Origin of the sequence: Actinomyces sp. ZJ308 (assembly GCF_011752065.1) — a bacterium.
Taxonomy (GTDB): Bacteria; Actinomycetota; Actinomycetes; order Actinomycetales; family Actinomycetaceae; genus Actinomyces.
Map to the genome: position 1 here is coordinate 1 of NZ_JAAIJY010000035.1, position 14,494 is coordinate 14,494.

Annotated in this window: 10 protein-coding genes, 1 tRNA gene and 1 riboswitch; of the genes, 7 read left to right on the plus strand and 4 right to left on the minus strand. The window is 71.5% G+C overall.

Features of this window, described 5'->3' with window-relative positions; translation table 11 throughout:
• Positions 1–1,169 (minus strand): PrsW family glutamic-type intramembrane protease (locus tag HCR68_RS12265; RefSeq protein WP_243859096.1); only part of this gene is annotated, 1,169 nt, incomplete at its 3' end.
• A 1,012-nt stretch (positions 1,170–2,181) separates the two neighbouring features.
• Between HCR68_RS12265 and HCR68_RS12270 the strand changes: the two genes are divergently transcribed.
• The 7 genes from HCR68_RS12270 to HCR68_RS12300 all read left to right on the plus strand — a co-directional run bounded on the left by HCR68_RS12270 (position 2,182) and on the right by HCR68_RS12300 (position 12,001).
• Positions 2,182–3,516: an MFS transporter gene (locus HCR68_RS12270; protein ID WP_167149888.1), complete on the plus strand. Its 1,335-nt coding sequence runs from the start codon at positions 2,182–2,184 to the stop codon at positions 3,514–3,516.
• 212 nt (positions 3,517–3,728) lie between these two features.
• A complete protein-coding gene (locus HCR68_RS12275; RefSeq protein WP_167149890.1) occupies positions 3,729–4,400 on the plus strand; it encodes a metal-dependent transcriptional regulator in 672 nt (223 codons plus the stop codon).
• 447 nt (positions 4,401–4,847) lie between these two features.
• A riboswitch (cyclic di-AMP (ydaO/yuaA leader) is annotated at positions 4,848–5,010 on the plus strand.
• Between the two features lie 3 nt (positions 5,011–5,013).
• The gene (locus HCR68_RS12280) at positions 5,014–5,826 is read left to right on the plus strand and encodes a C40 family peptidase (protein WP_167149892.1); all 813 of its coding nucleotides are present in this window, start codon (positions 5,014–5,016) and stop codon (positions 5,824–5,826) included.
• A gap of 203 nt (positions 5,827–6,029) precedes the next feature.
• A complete protein-coding gene (locus tag HCR68_RS12285; protein ID WP_167149894.1) occupies positions 6,030–6,968 on the plus strand; it encodes a universal stress protein in 939 nt (312 codons plus the stop codon).
• Positions 6,969–7,098: 130 nt separating this feature from the next.
• Positions 7,099–7,171: transfer RNA gene (locus tag HCR68_RS12290), tRNA-Arg, on the plus strand.
• A 191-nt stretch (positions 7,172–7,362) separates the two neighbouring features.
• The gene (locus HCR68_RS12295) at positions 7,363–11,676 is read left to right on the plus strand and encodes a DNA helicase (RefSeq protein WP_167149896.1); all 4,314 of its coding nucleotides are present in this window, start codon (positions 7,363–7,365) and stop codon (positions 11,674–11,676) included.
• 106 nt (positions 11,677–11,782) lie between these two features.
• A complete protein-coding gene (locus HCR68_RS12300) occupies positions 11,783–12,001 on the plus strand; it encodes a hypothetical protein (protein WP_243859098.1) in 219 nt (72 codons plus the stop codon).
• 189 nt (positions 12,002–12,190) lie between these two features.
• On the opposite strand, the gene mscL is transcribed toward HCR68_RS12300, so the two are convergent.
• The 3 genes from mscL to HCR68_RS12315 all read right to left on the minus strand — a co-directional run bounded on the left by mscL (position 12,191) and on the right by HCR68_RS12315 (position 14,462).
• Complete coding sequence (gene mscL, locus HCR68_RS12305) at positions 12,191–12,592, minus strand: large conductance mechanosensitive channel protein MscL (RefSeq protein WP_167149928.1); 402 nt, start codon at positions 12,590–12,592, stop codon at positions 12,191–12,193.
• A 105-nt stretch (positions 12,593–12,697) separates the two neighbouring features.
• Positions 12,698–13,663: an SAF domain-containing protein gene (locus HCR68_RS12310; RefSeq protein ID WP_208320604.1), complete on the minus strand. Its 966-nt coding sequence runs from the start codon at positions 13,661–13,663 to the stop codon at positions 12,698–12,700.
• 136 nt (positions 13,664–13,799) lie between these two features.
• On the minus strand, positions 13,800–14,462 hold the full coding sequence (locus HCR68_RS12315; RefSeq protein ID WP_167149900.1) for a 5-formyltetrahydrofolate cyclo-ligase: 663 nt from the start codon (positions 14,460–14,462) through the stop codon (positions 13,800–13,802).
• Positions 14,463–14,494 lie beyond the last annotated feature (32 nt).

The following is a 14,494-nucleotide window of genomic DNA, read 5'->3' on the forward strand; positions in this document are numbered from 1 at the left end:
CGGTGGGTCCGGGCCCCGGCACCGGCGGTGGTCTCGATGAGGTCGGCGCCCAGGCGTCCCAGCACCCCGCTGGGCAGACCCGCCAGGGCCCGCGCCCGCCACGACCCCCACCAACCACCACCATCCCGGTCCGCGACCCGGCCTACGCCCGGGCCGGTGTGCGGACCCGCGACCGGGCCGGTGTTCGGGCCGGTGCCCTGTCCCTGGAGTGCGCGTGAGTAGTAGCCGCCCAGGCGGGTGACCCGGGCGTCCAGGATGATCGCGATGACCAGCGCCGCCAGGAGCATCGCGCCGCGTCCGTGGCCGGTGCCGGTCAGGGTGCTGGTGGTACCCACGACCGGCCACGGCGCCTGACCGTTGGTGGCGCCCCAGGCCTTGATGACGGGCTCCTTGGACAACCAGCTGATGCCGGTGGTGGTGGCGTTGGTGGCCATGTGGTCGACCATCGCCACCCACAGCGTCCCGGCGGGCAGTCCCAGGGCCGCCGTGCGCAGGGCCACCCCAATGGCGGGGTGATGGCTCCCGGCGCGCCACCACAGGTGACGCGCCAGACCGATGCTCACGGCCACCAGGCCGGTGACGATGGCGTGCCCTGCATAGGCCACCGGGCCGGGGAAGACGTCGGACAGCGGCCAGGGGCCGAAGGTGCGCAGGTGCAGGCAGTCGATGAGTCCTTGCGGGTCCTGCGGGCACAGGGCCTTGTTCAGCTGCATCGCCGGGGTGCTGCCGACGATCTGCGTCAGGCGTCGGATGGTCTCCTCGACCGCCATGAAGCCGGCCCCGCAGGCGACTCCCAGCACGAGCCAGTCCTGGACCAGCAGCCGGCGCACCCGCCCCGGGGCCAGGAGGGCCAGCAGGCACACGGGAGCGAGCTTGGCCGGCTCCTCGACCACCGCCGCGATCACCACCTGCGAGGCCGTACGCCCCACCGGCACGCCCGCGGCGGCCGCCACTTGGAAGGACAACCACCCCACGACCCCGGCCCAGGGCATCGAGGCGCCGAAGACGCCCGAGACCATCGACCACGACACCGTCCTGGAACGCGCCAGCCAGAAGCAGACCACCACGACCCACAAGCAACCGATCCAGGCCCCCAGCACCGCTCGGGCCAGCGGGGAGAGCACCAGCGCCGCCCCCACCACCACAAGACTCACCCAGGTCAGCACCATCCGCACCCTCATCAAGGCACGCAGGGCCCCAGACCTCAGCAGTACCCCACCAAGGCGCTCCCACCACTCCAGACGCACCGGCGCTCCGTCCGGATTCGGCCATGACCCGGCTGCCCCGGAAGTAGACGAGCCCGCCGAGGCAGCCGGCGCGCCGCCCGTCGCGGCAACTGGGGTGGCGACCGGGACGGGTCCGGTCGCCGAAACAGCCGGCGCCACCCGCGCAGGCACCCACCCGTAGCCCGACGACACCGCACCGGCCGTCGAGCCGACTGGAGCTTCGTCCGGCGGCACTACCTGGCCCCCATACCCCGACACCTCAGCCGGGACACCACCCGACACCGACGCCGGCCCGGCCGGATCAGCCGCCCCAGCGCCGCCGGAGCCCGGCATCCGGCCGTAGGACCCATAGGAGGAGGACGACGCCGGATCACCCGGCCCGTAGGCGGCCGCGCGCCCCTGATCCACCGACGAGACCGCAGAGGACGCAGGCGCCGACGAGGCGGGCGCCGACGGCATGACCCCGTACGAGCCCTGCGGTACGTCACCGTCGCCCCGTCCTGGCCCCTGCGGTGCCGGCGCCACCGGGCCGGGCCCACCCGAGGCGGGAGGCTCCTGCCCGTCTATCGGGCTCGGGGCCGCGTGCCGTCCCCGCCTGGGCCGCTGCGGGGCCGCGTGCCGTCCCCGCGCCGGCCGCGCCTGCTCAGGCCCCCGCCCGTACGGACCCGACATGTACTCCTGGCCGTCACTGTCCAACGCCGGCCCCTCTCCGTCGTGCATCATCCACACCATCCAGTGGCGTGACCAGTTTGTGACCAACCCGCACGATCGGGGGCCGCTTTGCCGTTTTCTCCTCGCACCCGCCCACACCGGGCGAGCCGGGCCGGCCGGTAAGAATCGTTGGCGCCTCACGGGCTACCCTTCACAGGGCGGGGCGCCCGCCGCCCGCACAGCCGTCACCGGCACCACCCCTGACAATCGTCAACCCACCCCCACCTCTTCGACGCCCCAGGACATGACCCGCACGACCTCAGCGCACCAGCCCAGCGGCGGCATCTTCGCCTCCCTGCGATTCCACAACTACCGGATCTGGTTCCTGTCCGCCCTCGTGGCCAACACCGGGACCTGGATGCAGCGTGTGGCCCAGGACTGGCTGGTGCTGCGCGTCCTGACCAACGACTCCGCCTCCGCCACCGGCCTGACCACGGCCCTGCAGTTCCTCCCCATGCTCCTGCTGTCCGCGCACGCCGGGCTCGTCGCCGACCGGGTCGACCAGCGCAGGTTCCTCATCATCACCCAGAGCGCCATGGGGCTGGTCTCCGCCGTCCTCGCCATCGATGTCCTGGCCGGCTCGGCCCGCCTGTGGCACGTCTACCTGGCCGCCTTCCTCACAGGCGTCGCCGCCGCCTACGACGCCCCGGCCCGCCAGACCTTCGTGGCCCGGATGGTGCCCGCCGAGCACCTGTCCAACGCCGTCGGCCTCAACTCGGCCTCCTTCAACGCCGCCAGGCTCCTGGGGCCGGCGCTCGCCGGCGTCGTCATCACCTGGGTCGGCGCCGGCTGGGTCTTCGCCGTCAACGCCGCCACCTTCCTCTTCCCGGCCGCGGCCCTGGCCGCCATGCGCGTGAGCGAGCTCGTGGACATGCCCCGCGCCAGCCGCGCCGCCGGCCAGCTCCGCGAGGGCCTGACCTACCTGCGCGGCCGCACCGACCTGGTCGTCATCATCGCCGTGGTGGCGGTCGTCTCCATGCTCACCCTCAACTTCCAGGTCACCATGGCCGCCACCGTGCGCACCGTCTTCCACCTGGAGTCCGACGCCTACGGCACCGTCTCCTCGGTCTTCGCCGTCGGGTCCCTGTCAGGGGCCCTGTGGGCGGCCCGACGTCGCAACCCCAGCCCGCGCACCGTCGTCCTGGCGGCCTTCGCCCTGGGAGTCTCCTCCCTCCTGCTGGCCGCCATGCCCACCTACCTGACCTTCACGATCATGACGATCCCGGTGGGCCTGTGCGTGCTCACGCTCCTGACCAGCGCCAACCAGACCGTGCAGATGACCACCGAGCCGGCCATGCGCGGCCGGGTCTTAAGCATCTACATGATGTTCTTCCTGGGCTCGACGCCGGTGGGCGCCCCACTCATCGGGTGGGTCGCCGACGCCTGGGGGCCGCGTACCGCCATCGCGGTCGGCGGCCTGAGCGCTGTCCTCGCCGCCCTGGTCGCCGCCGCCTGGAGCTACAGGCACTGGAACCTGTCCCTGCACTACTCCTCGACCCGTCCCTACCTCAGGGCCGCCCCGAAGGCGCCGCCGCAGGCCCCGGGGCCGGTCAGCCGGAGCGTCGACGACGCCGACTGACCGATCGGGACGAAGTAATACGCACGCTACCCGTCGCGCATCTCCGAGGCACTGGGGAGTCCTCCCCAGCCGCGAATCGGCGCATTCTCAGGCGATATTGGCCCATATCTCAGAGTGCTGCTTATCCTTTCAAGGAACGCGACCCAGCGGATTCGCCCTCCTGGAGGGGCCCGAGCGGCCGCGGTAACCCACCTCAAGCAGGAGCCCACCTCATGAGCGAGCTGATCGACACCACCGAGATGTACCTCAAGACCGTCTACGAGCTTGAGGAGGACGGTGTTCCGCCGCTGCGCGCCCGCATCGTCGAGCGCCTCGACCACTCCGGCCCCACGGTCTCCCAGACGGTGGCGCGCATGGAGCGCGACGGCCTCATCAGGGTCGCCGACGACCGCTCCCTCGAGCTCACCGACGAGGGGCGCAGGCGGGCCACCGAGGTGATCCGCAAGCACCGGCTTGCCGAAAGGCTGCTGCTGGACGTCATCGGCATGGATCGACGGCTCGTCCACGAGGAGGCCTGCCGCTGGGAGCACGTGATGAGTGAGCAGGTCGAGGAGCGCCTCGCCGTCATCCTCGACGACGTCTCGGCCGACCCCTTCGGCAACCCCATCCCGCCGCAGGTCGCCGAGCACCCCCGCCCCTCCGCCGACGAGGTCAGCATCGACCGTCTTGCCGGTCGCGAGACCACCACCGCCGTCATCAGCCGGATAGGAGAACCGATCCAGGCGGACGCCGATCTCATCGCCACCCTCGAGGACGCGGCGATCACGGCCGGGGCCCAGGTGGAGCTGCGCGTCAGCGCCGGCGGGGTGCGGCTCGTCGGCGCCTCCGGCGACCCTGTCGTCCTGGCCGACGACGTCGCCCGTCACCTCTTCGTCCAGCGCTGAGCGACATCCAAAGACCTCTCTGTCAGGACTCTTTTAAAAGCCTGAAGAATACCTGTGCAGGAGAGGGTTCCGGCTCGCACCTCACGTCCCGATATGTGGGATGTGAGGTGCTGTCGTGTGGTCCGGGTCGCGGCCGAGCGACCTCCCTCACTGTAGGGCTCCGCCGAGCCGAGGCGGAGGTGCTGTCGCGCCGACCCCGACAGGCATACCCGATCTTTCCGCAGAATGTCGCCATTTCCACGATTAGGTCCGTGGGCTGCGATGGACTGAGGTCCCTGGAGCTATATGGAGGAAAACGAAAATCGGCACATAGTGTCCCGGCTCACAACAGTGTGTGACACCTGGCCGTGACGAAGCGCAGGTCTGTCATGTAGCGTTCAGGTCGTTGCCGCAGACAACCGTCTCGGTGGCGTCTCGGATCGGGGCTTAGTCCTGCCACTCGGTCTGAGGCAAGTGGAACCAACAACTCAAGTGGCAGGAACGGGGGAACCAACTACCGGTCGCCCAGGCGGACAGCCCGAGCGACCTTGGGGTGAAGCCCGCACCCGCGGGCCGGACGTCTCCAGTCCGAACCCGACAGCTCACCTCGTCGGCTCAACAGGAGAAAGCATTCATGTCCTCACGCACCATCGCACGTCACCGCAAAGCCACCCGCGCCCTTACCCCACTGGATGACTTTGCTCCCACCGCGCGCCGGGGTCTGGCGGTCGCCGCATCGTCCGGTCTGGCCCTGACCATGATCGCCTCGGGCGCCAACGCCGCTGGCCGCGCCGAGGTCACGTCCTCCTCCGGAACCATTGAGGCTTCCGGCGTGACCCCCGGAGTCGGCGTCCTCGCCGCGAACGCTCGCGAGGCACTGGCCGCGCATCAGCAGATCACCATCGCTCAGGCCAGCTGGGTCACCGAGGCCGCTCCGCAGGTTGAGGCTGTTGCCCCTGCGGCTCCCGAGGCCCCTGCCGCCCCTGAGGCCCCCGCTGCCCCTGAGGCCCCCGCCGAGCAGAGCACTGAAAGCGCCGGCACCGCTACTGCCGACTACAGCAGCGACTCCGCCGCCACCGAGACCCAGACGACCCAGGCCTCCGCGCCGGCCGTCAGCTCCGACGCCTCGGTCGTGGCCATCGCCATGCAGTACGTGGGTGCTCCCTACGTGTGGGGCGCCTCCGGTCCGAGCGCCTTCGACTGCTCCGGCTTCACCTCCTACGTGTACGCCCAGGTCGGCATCAACCTGCCCCGTACCTCCGGCGCCCAGGCCGCGGCCGGCACCCCGGTGTCCGCCTCCGAGGCTCAGCCCGGCGACCTGGTCACCTGGCCCGGCCACGTCGGCATCTACGCCGGCAACGGCATGGTGATCGACGCTGGTAACGAGTCCACCGGTGTGGTCTACCGCGAGCTGTGGGGCTCCCCGAGCTTCGTCCGCGTCGGCTGATTCCGCACGCTGAAATCCTCCCGTGAGGGGCGGGTGCCTGATGGCACCCGCCCCTCACGGCGTTGTCGCGAGTTCTGAAGGGTGCGGAGGGGTTTGGATGAGGAAAACAGACAACAACCTCGTCATGTGGTGGTCCCCACACCCCTTTTCGGGGCAGAATGTTCCTTGGGTCGCAGACCGTATCTCGAGAAAGGGCAGATCCCATGACTGATGGCAACGTCATCCTCGTCGGAGTCGATGGTTCACCCGAGTCCCTGGCAGCAGTGGACTGGGCCGTTGCGCGCGCCGGGCGCCAGGGCTGGCGCGTTCACATCTTGTGTGCCTACTCCCTGCCCTCCTTCACCACCGCCTCCCTCGACGGCGGTTACGCAGCACTTGATGACTCCGCCATCAGGTCCGGTGCCCAGGCCGTCATCGACGAGGCCGTCGAGCGCGTCAAGAAGTCCGGCGTCACCGTCACCTCCTCCCTGGAGACCGGCGACCCGGCCGGCGTCCTCGTCGACCTCTCCGAGGAGGCGACGCTGGCCGTCGTCGGTACCCGCGGAGGCGGCGGCTTCGCAGACCGCCTCCTGGGAACCGTCTCCTCCGCACTGCCGGCGCACAGTCACTGCCCGGCCGTCGTCGTGCCCCAGCGCACCGAGGGGGCCGACTACACGCCGGTGCGTCGTATCGTCGTCGGCGTGGACGGGTCCTCCTCGGCCCGCAAGGCTCTCAAGTGGGCCGTGGCGGAGGCGGAGGCGTGGGACGCCGAGCTCACGGCCATCGCCGCCGTGCCGATGGCCTCCGGGGCCGGTGCCCTCGCCTGGCTGCCGGCCGCCGTCGACCGCGAGCAGGTCCTGGCCGATGTCCGCTCCGGGCTCGACCGGGCCATCAGTGAGGCCCTCGAGGGCCACGAGGGCGTCACGGTGCGCCGTCACGCCCTGGACGGCAACCCGGCCGAGCTCCTGGCCGAGTTCTCCACCGCCGTGGACCTCGTCGTCGTCGGCTCGCGTGGCCGCGGGGGCTTCTCCGGGCTCCTGCTGGGCTCCACCAGCCAGGCCGTCCTGTCCCACGCCTCGTGCCCGGTCCTGGTGGCGCCCTCGCACCACCTCAAGGGCGAGCGGCGCACCTCGCGCACCTCCACCCCCTGGGGGCGTGCCTGAGACCGCCCGTCAATGAGCCCGCCGTGCCGACCGATCTCGTGACGGTCGGCACGGCGGACTCGTCGTTGCGGCGCCACCCCGGTGCCGGCTGGTCATGGACGGGCCGAAGCACTGGTAGTCTTCCGCTCAGGCCCTCGTAGCTCAGGGGATAGAGCACCGCTCTCCTAAAGCGGGTGTCGTTGGTTCGAATCCAATCGAGGGCACTGACACCGGCCGGTTCCTGTCGGCCTCCGTCGATATCGAGCCGTTCCGGTCATCCCGGAACGGCATCCGGTAGACGTTAGTCGACGGCGCAGTCGTCGCCGGACGACGTCAGCCGTTCCCGGGCCCACGGGCGAGCCACGCCCCGGTGCGTCTCCACGCCCAAGGGCCCATCGGCCTATATCTTGACCGTATGACGCCTTCGTTCTTCTCCTTCGGCCGCAAGCGGCGCGATGCTGCCCTCCGGGAGGATGAGCGCAAGGGTGCCGGAGCCTCGGCCGGATCGGATCAAACCGCGAGCCGACGGCGTTTCGCCGCGGACCTGGGGGCCCTGGCCGCGGCTCCGAGCGCGCCCGAGCCCACCCCCGAACCGGCGCCTCCCGCCCCCGTGCGCCCCGCGCCCGCACCGCCGCTGAGTGAGGCGGACGTTGAGCGGCGCGAGCGCATCGACGCGGCCCTGTCCACCTGGCGCGGCCAGCTCGTGGACCTGGGAGGCGTGGCGAGCCTGGACGACATCACCCTGCTCGACGGCGTCGTCGACCTCACCGCCGCGCACCCCTCGGGCCTGGCCCAGCTCTACGCCGGTCGCCCCACCCACCTGTCCAGCATCGTGCGCGAGCGCAACGCCCTGGGTGAGGCCCGGCAGTCCCTGCGGGAGGTCTCCGCCCGCACCGACGTCCTCGCCCGCCAGTTCGGTGTCGCACCGGTCTACCTGGCCATCGGGGTCGCCACCTGGAACGAGACCGTCCCCGAGGACGGGGAGGACGACGGCGCCGTGCACCTGGTCGACGGCGCCTCGCCGGAGGCCGACCTGACCGCCCAGATCCCACACGTCGAGCGCATCGCCGCCGAGCACGCCGCTCGCAACGCCCTGGCGGCCGCCGGCCTGACCGTCCCCGAGGTCCCCTCGGGCCCGCGCGTGCGCACCGTCAACGCCCCCGTCCTGCTGCGCCCGGTCCGCCTGACCAGCGCCACCGCGGACGCCACCCTCACCCTCGACCCCACGATCGAGGTGAACCCGGTCCTCACCCGCGCCCTGCGCCGCTACCAGTGCACCACCGACATCGGCGACATCGCCCGCGCCGCCCTGTCCTCGGCGGGCTTCACGCCCCGCTCGGCCCTGGCCCGCATCGGTGCCCTGGGACGCCAGTACCTGCCCGGCTTCGAGATCCACGAGCGCCTCGTCGTCGGCGCCTTCGTCCACCCCGGGCAGGCGCTGGTCGAGGACTTCGACGCCGTCCTGGAGCGCTCGCGCACCTCCGCCCTGGTCGCGGCCATCGCCGGGGACGAGGGCGCCCGCGAGGCCCTCAGCATCGAGCTGCCCCCGCCGGTGCCCACCGACCGGGTCCCCGGAGCCGAGCGCGGCGTGGGCGACCTGGAGCCGGCTCAGCTCGACGTCATCGAGTCCGTGGGTACCGGAGCGAGCTTCCTCATCGACGCGCCCCCCGGCTCCGACGTCGCCGGCACCCTGGCCGCCGTCTTCGCCGACGCCGCCGCCTCCGGGCGCACCGTGCTGCACGTGCCCGCCACCAGTGCCGACGGCCACGCCGTCGCGGCCGCTCTGCGCGAGGAGGGCCTGGGGTCCATGGTTCTGGACCTCACCGAGGACGCCGCCTGGCGCCAGCACGCCTCCGAGGGCATCCGCGAGAGCCTGGGCGTCCAGCCGCCCCAGCTCGACGTCGCCGAGATCATCTCCCAGCGCGACCGTCTCACCACCGTCCGCTCCCGCCTGGACCGCTACGTGCGGGCCCTGCACCGGCCCCGCGAGCCCTGGTCGGTCTCCGCCTACGAGGCCCTCCAGAAGCTCGCCGAGCTCACCAGCCGCCGCGACCGGGCGACCACCCGGGCCCGCATCGATGCCGAGCACCTGGGCCGCCTCGACGAGGACGGCAGGGACGGGGCCCTGGCCCTCCTGCACCGCGGGCACGCCCTGGGCCTGTTCACCCCCGAGGTCTCCTCCAGCGCCTGGAACGGGATCCCGGTGGCGGACATGGATGAGGCCACCGACGCGCTCGTCCACCTGCGCGCCCTGGCCAACGACCTGCTGCCCACCATCGAGGAGCACACGGCCACGGTGGCCCGCACCACCGGCCTGAGCCGGGCCCGCAACCTCGGCCAGTGGATCGAGCAGCTCGACATGTTCGACGGCGTGCGCGAGTCCCTGGACGTCTTCCTGCCGGAGGTCTTCGAGCGCTCCGCCGCCGACATGGTCATCGCCACCGCCTCCAAGCGCTGGCGCGACGACCGGGGCATCCACATGGACGGCTCGCGGCGCCGCCGCTTCACCCGCCAGGCGGGCGACCTCGTGCGGCCGGGGCGCGTCGTCGACGACCTGCACGCAGAGCTGGTCAAGGTCCAGCGCCGCCGCGAGGTGTGGCGCCGCCACGACCCCGACGGAGGCTGGCCCCGCCTGCCCCAGGGCCTGGACGAGATGCGTCGCACCGCCGGCCGGGCGCGCGGCGCCGTCGCCGAGGTCCAGCCGCTCCTGGGGAGGGCCCCGGACTCCCCGGTGCTCATGGAGATGCCCTTGGAGGACCTCCTGGAGCTCGCCGGCTCGCTGGCCGCCGATGACCTCACCGCCCAGAAGCTCCCGGAGGTCAACCGCATCCGCACCGATCTCGAGGCTCTGGGACTGAGCGACTTCGTGGCCGACATGGCCGCCCGGAGCATCGAGGACGAGCAGCTCGAGCCCGAGCTCACCTACTGCTGGTGGTCCTCCCTGCTGGCCCAGACCCTCGCGGCCGACCCCGACCTCGGCGGGCTCGACGCGCGCGCCCTGTCCCAGATGGCCGTCTCGCTGCGCGAGCTCGACGCCGCCCACACGCGCTCCCTGTCCGGCCCCGTGGCCCAGGCCTGCGCCCGCCGGGTGCGCGCCGCCGTCGAGCAGGACAAGGCCGACGCCCGGGCCCTGTACATCGCGCTGGCCCGCGAGGACGGCGTCCCGCTGCGCGAGATCATCGACGCCCACCCCATGGCCCTCCTCGCCCGGCCGATCTGGATCGTCCCGCCCACGCTCGTGCCCCAGATCTTCTCACCGACCGCGGTGGTGGACCTGGCGGTCCTGGACGCCTCCACGCCCATGCCGGTCCCGCAGGTGCTGCCCGCCTTCGTGCGCGCCGAGCAGGTGCTCGTCGTCGGCGACTCCCGGCGGGCGACGACGGGCCTGGCCACCGAGCTCGGCCCGCTCCTGCCCGCCCGCACCCTGCCGACGGCCCGCAACAGCCTCGACGCGGGCATCGCCTCCTTCCTGGCGGCCAACGGCTACGAGGGCGTCGTCGAGGCGGTGCCCTCCCCGCCGGGGGAGGCCCACCTGTCCCTGGAGCTCGTGGACGGGCGGGGCATGCCGGCCCCCGGGCAGACCGCGGTCGAGACCGTGGAGGCCGAGGTCTCCCGCGTCGTCGACATGGTCATCGACCGGGCCCTGACCCGGCCCGAGGAGTCCCTGGGCGTCATCGCCCTCAACCGCCTGCACGCCGACGCCCTGCGCTCGGCCATCACCCGGGCGGCCGCCGGCGCCCCGGCCCTGGAGGAGTTCTTCGCCCCCGGCGCCGCCGAGCCCTTCACCGTCGTTGAGCTGGCCGAGGCTCGTGCCCTGCGGCGCGACCACATCATCATCTCGGTGGGCTACGCCAAGACCCCGCACGGGCGCACCATCCACAACTTCGGTCCCGTCTCCGACCACAGCGGCATGGTGGGGCTGGTCGAGGCCCTGTGCGCCTCGCGGGGAAGCACCCAGGTGGTCTCCTGCCTGGCTGCCGGCGACATCGACCGCGACCGCCTGCGCGCCCCCGGGGCGCGCCTGCTGCGCGAGGTGCTGGCCCGCGCCGAGGACGCCTCCCAGACCGGCAACTCGGCCGGCAAGGTGCCCGACCGGCTCCTGGTGGACCTGGCCGAGCACCTGTGGCGCAAGGGCCTGTCCGTCGTCCCCCGCTACGGGACCGACGGCGGCGTACGCATCCCGCTGGCCATCGGCCACCCCGACTACCCCGACGAGCTGCTGGTGGCGGTCCTGACCGACGACGTCGACTACATTTCCGAGCCCAGCCTGCGCCGGCGTGACCGCCACCGCGTCGAGCGCCTTGAACGGCGCGGCTGGCGCGTCCACATGGCCTTCTCCGCCGGGGTCTTCGTGGACCCGGAGGCCGAGGCCAAGGCCGTCGAGGAGCTCGTCCTGGCCGTCCTCGTGGAGCGCCAGGGAGATGCCGCCCCACCCATGGAGGCCGTTCCCGACCGCGTTGACGACTCGGCGCGCGCCGTCCCGGAGGCGCCCGAGCCCGAGCCCGGTGAGGCGCCCGAGCGTACCGAGCGCCCCCGCATCGCCCAGGGGCTGCCGCTGCAGGCCTATTCCGATGACCAGCTCGACGACCTCATGGCCTGGATCCGCTCCGACGGCGTGGGGCGTTCCGAGGCTCGGGAGGTCGAGGAGCTGAGGTCCGCCCTGGCCCTGCGTCGTCGCGGCTCGGGGATTGACGCCGTCCTGGCCAACGCCGTGCGGCGCACCCGCTGAGCCTCCTGAGACAGACGCCGGGCGAACAATGATGACAGGTGGCTCAGGTCGTGGTCGGGTCCCGGGCTCGCAGACGGGCCCCGCACCGGCCGACGAGGGAGCGGTCGTGCGCGGCGAGGCGCGGCGCCGTCGCCGGGTGGTGGCCCTGTCCGCCAGGGACCAGGAGCGAGTGGCTCGCGGCGAGGATCCTGAGGACCTGGCTCGGGCCGACTACGAGCACGACGCCCTCAGCGGCGCCGGGGGAGGACTCGACGCGCCCGAGACGGGCGGCGCCGGCTCCAATGACTCCCGCCTCAGGCTCGACGTCCCCCCGCACTGGGGCTGATACCGGCTGACCCGCGGATGCGGGCCTGCGCCACTGACGTTAGGAGGTCAAGGTGCGTCCCGAATTGCCTGGTAGTACGGCGCAGAAACGGAATACGTCGAGCAGCGCTCGAAGACATGCGGAAGGCCCCGCCGATCATGAGGATCGGCGGGGCCTTGAGGCGATGCGATGATCGGATCGCTGAGGGACTCAGTTCCTGGCGGAGTTGGCCGAGAGCAGGTCGCGGATCTCGGTGAGGAGCTCGACGTCGGTGACCTCCTTGGCCTCCTCCTCGGCCTTCTCCTTGGCCAGACGCTCCTTGAGCTTGTTCATCGGCAGAACGATGGCGAAGTAGACGGCGGCGGCCACGAGCAGGAAGTTCACCACTGCAGTAATGATCGTACCGGGCTGGACGAACTCGGTGGCGCTCGCGGTGAGCTTGAACTGACCGACGGAGTCGAAGTTCGGCTGGCCGACCACCTGGCTGATCATGGCCATGATGACATCGGTGATGGCCTTGACGATCGGTGAGAAGGCGGCACCGATGATGACGGCGACGGCGAGCTCGAGGGCGTTGCCCTGCGAAATGAACTCCTTGAATCCCTTGAACATGGCGGTCCTTTCGTAGCGGCGCGGGCAGACGTCTGCCATTGGGTGCGCCATCGGGGGACTGAAAGTGATAGCGCCTTATCATCCGTGTAAGACGCCGCAGCGGCATTACGGGCTCAGCGCAATGCCGAGCGTGCTATTCGTAGCCGCGCCAACTACCAGAATAGCGCTACCTGCAGGAATAGCCAGTGTGATAAGCGTTACTTTCTTGTTGCCTGTCCATCGACTCTCCTCTCCGGCCTGTTGAGTCATGATGACTCGCGCCTCGGAGCAGAGCACTGTGCTGCGGGTTCCAAATGCCCCAACAGGCATTCCTTGAGAAAGACTTTGAGAAGACTTCTGAAATCCTGGTGATTCCTGGTTGGGTGATGAAGAAGGTATCCCGGGGGCGGAAGAGGGTTCATTTGTCGAGCTGTTTTCCGCACCGGTGCGGGCTGGGGGATCCGCACTCCGCCCGTCGGATTCGTGTGCCGTTGCGCCGTCCTGTGCCTGGGGTGCCTCCGGTGGCGCTGCTTGCGGTGACCATTCCTCCGACGCCTGGCCGATGATGTCGACCCGGGCCCCGGGGCGGGCGAGCTCGGCTCCGACGTCGACCGGCACCTGGACCAGTCGCTCGTCAGGTCCCAGCTGCTGGGCCATGTTTCCGCTGGTCATCGAGGCGGTCAGCACGGTTCCCGGCTCCAGGGCGATGGCCGCCCGGGTTCCCGCGACCTGCTCCTGGGAGATCAGTCCCGCCTGGGGGAGGGCCGACGCTGGAAGCCTGCTCGTTGAGACGTCCTGCTCTGTGATGAGTGCCCCGGCACTGATCCGGTGGGCCGCGACGAGTACCTGCTGGCCCCGTTCGGGACCGGGACGCAGCACGCTGAGGGCCACCAGGACCGCTGTTCCCAGGCAGAGTGCCACCACCAGGTGACGATGCCGCCACAGCAGGAGAGAGGGGCGCGGTGCGGCTGGTCGTCCTCCGCGGTAGGAGGTCTGGGCGGAGGGCTCGTCTGAGTGGGGCGATCGTGAGGATGAGCGGTGGGTTCCCCGACGGGAGTCGTGACGGCGGGACAGGCGGTGATGAAGTCTCATGCCACCAGGGTCAAGGGAATGCCGTGGCTCGGCACGCCGTCGCCGTCAGCCCTGTGGACGGGGACTGCACCTGCGCCCCTGTGGCCCCCGGCGCGGGCGGTGCTGTCCTCCAGGCTGCCCTCCAGGCGCCGGACTCTCAGGACTCCGGTGACCTGGCGTGCGCCGGTGAGCCAGTGGCGAGCAGGAACCACTCCTGGGCGGTGATGACGGCGTCCACCGGCTCGTCGTGCTCCTCCACGGGCAAGGACTCCGCCAGCAGCTCCTCGGGGTGGATGATCGCGAAGGTGTGGGTTCCTGGAGCCCGTAGCGGCAGCATCCGGTCGTACCATCCGCCGCCCTGCCCCAGCCGCCGGCCGTTGTGGTCCACGGCGAGCGCCGGAATGAGAAGGACCTCGACCTCGCCGACCGCTTCGGCCGGCAGTGCGGGGCCGCTGGGCTCCGGGGGGCGCCTCGGCGCCCGTTCCGCGAGGTCCGCGGCTCCCTGGAACCGCCCCCAGCAGCGCGCCAGGTGCGGTCCGAGCACCGGGAGCAGCACCTCGACCCCGGCCTCATGAAGCCTCTCCAGCAGCAAGCGGGTGCAGGGCTCGGCCCCCGTTGACACGAATGTCGCCACGCTCGCCGCGCCGGCCACCGCCTCCAGGGCGTGCTCGGTCAGTGCCTCACAGGCCGGCGTGTGCCCGAAGGAGGGGTGGCGGTGATGGGCGCGCCGGTGCGCCCGCAGTACCTTGCGCAGCTCGTCCTTGGCGTCGTCGACCTCGAGTCGGCTCGTATCGGGAAGGTCCAGCGCGCCGGTCGTCATAAGGCCATCTTCGCAGGTGATGACGCCTCGTG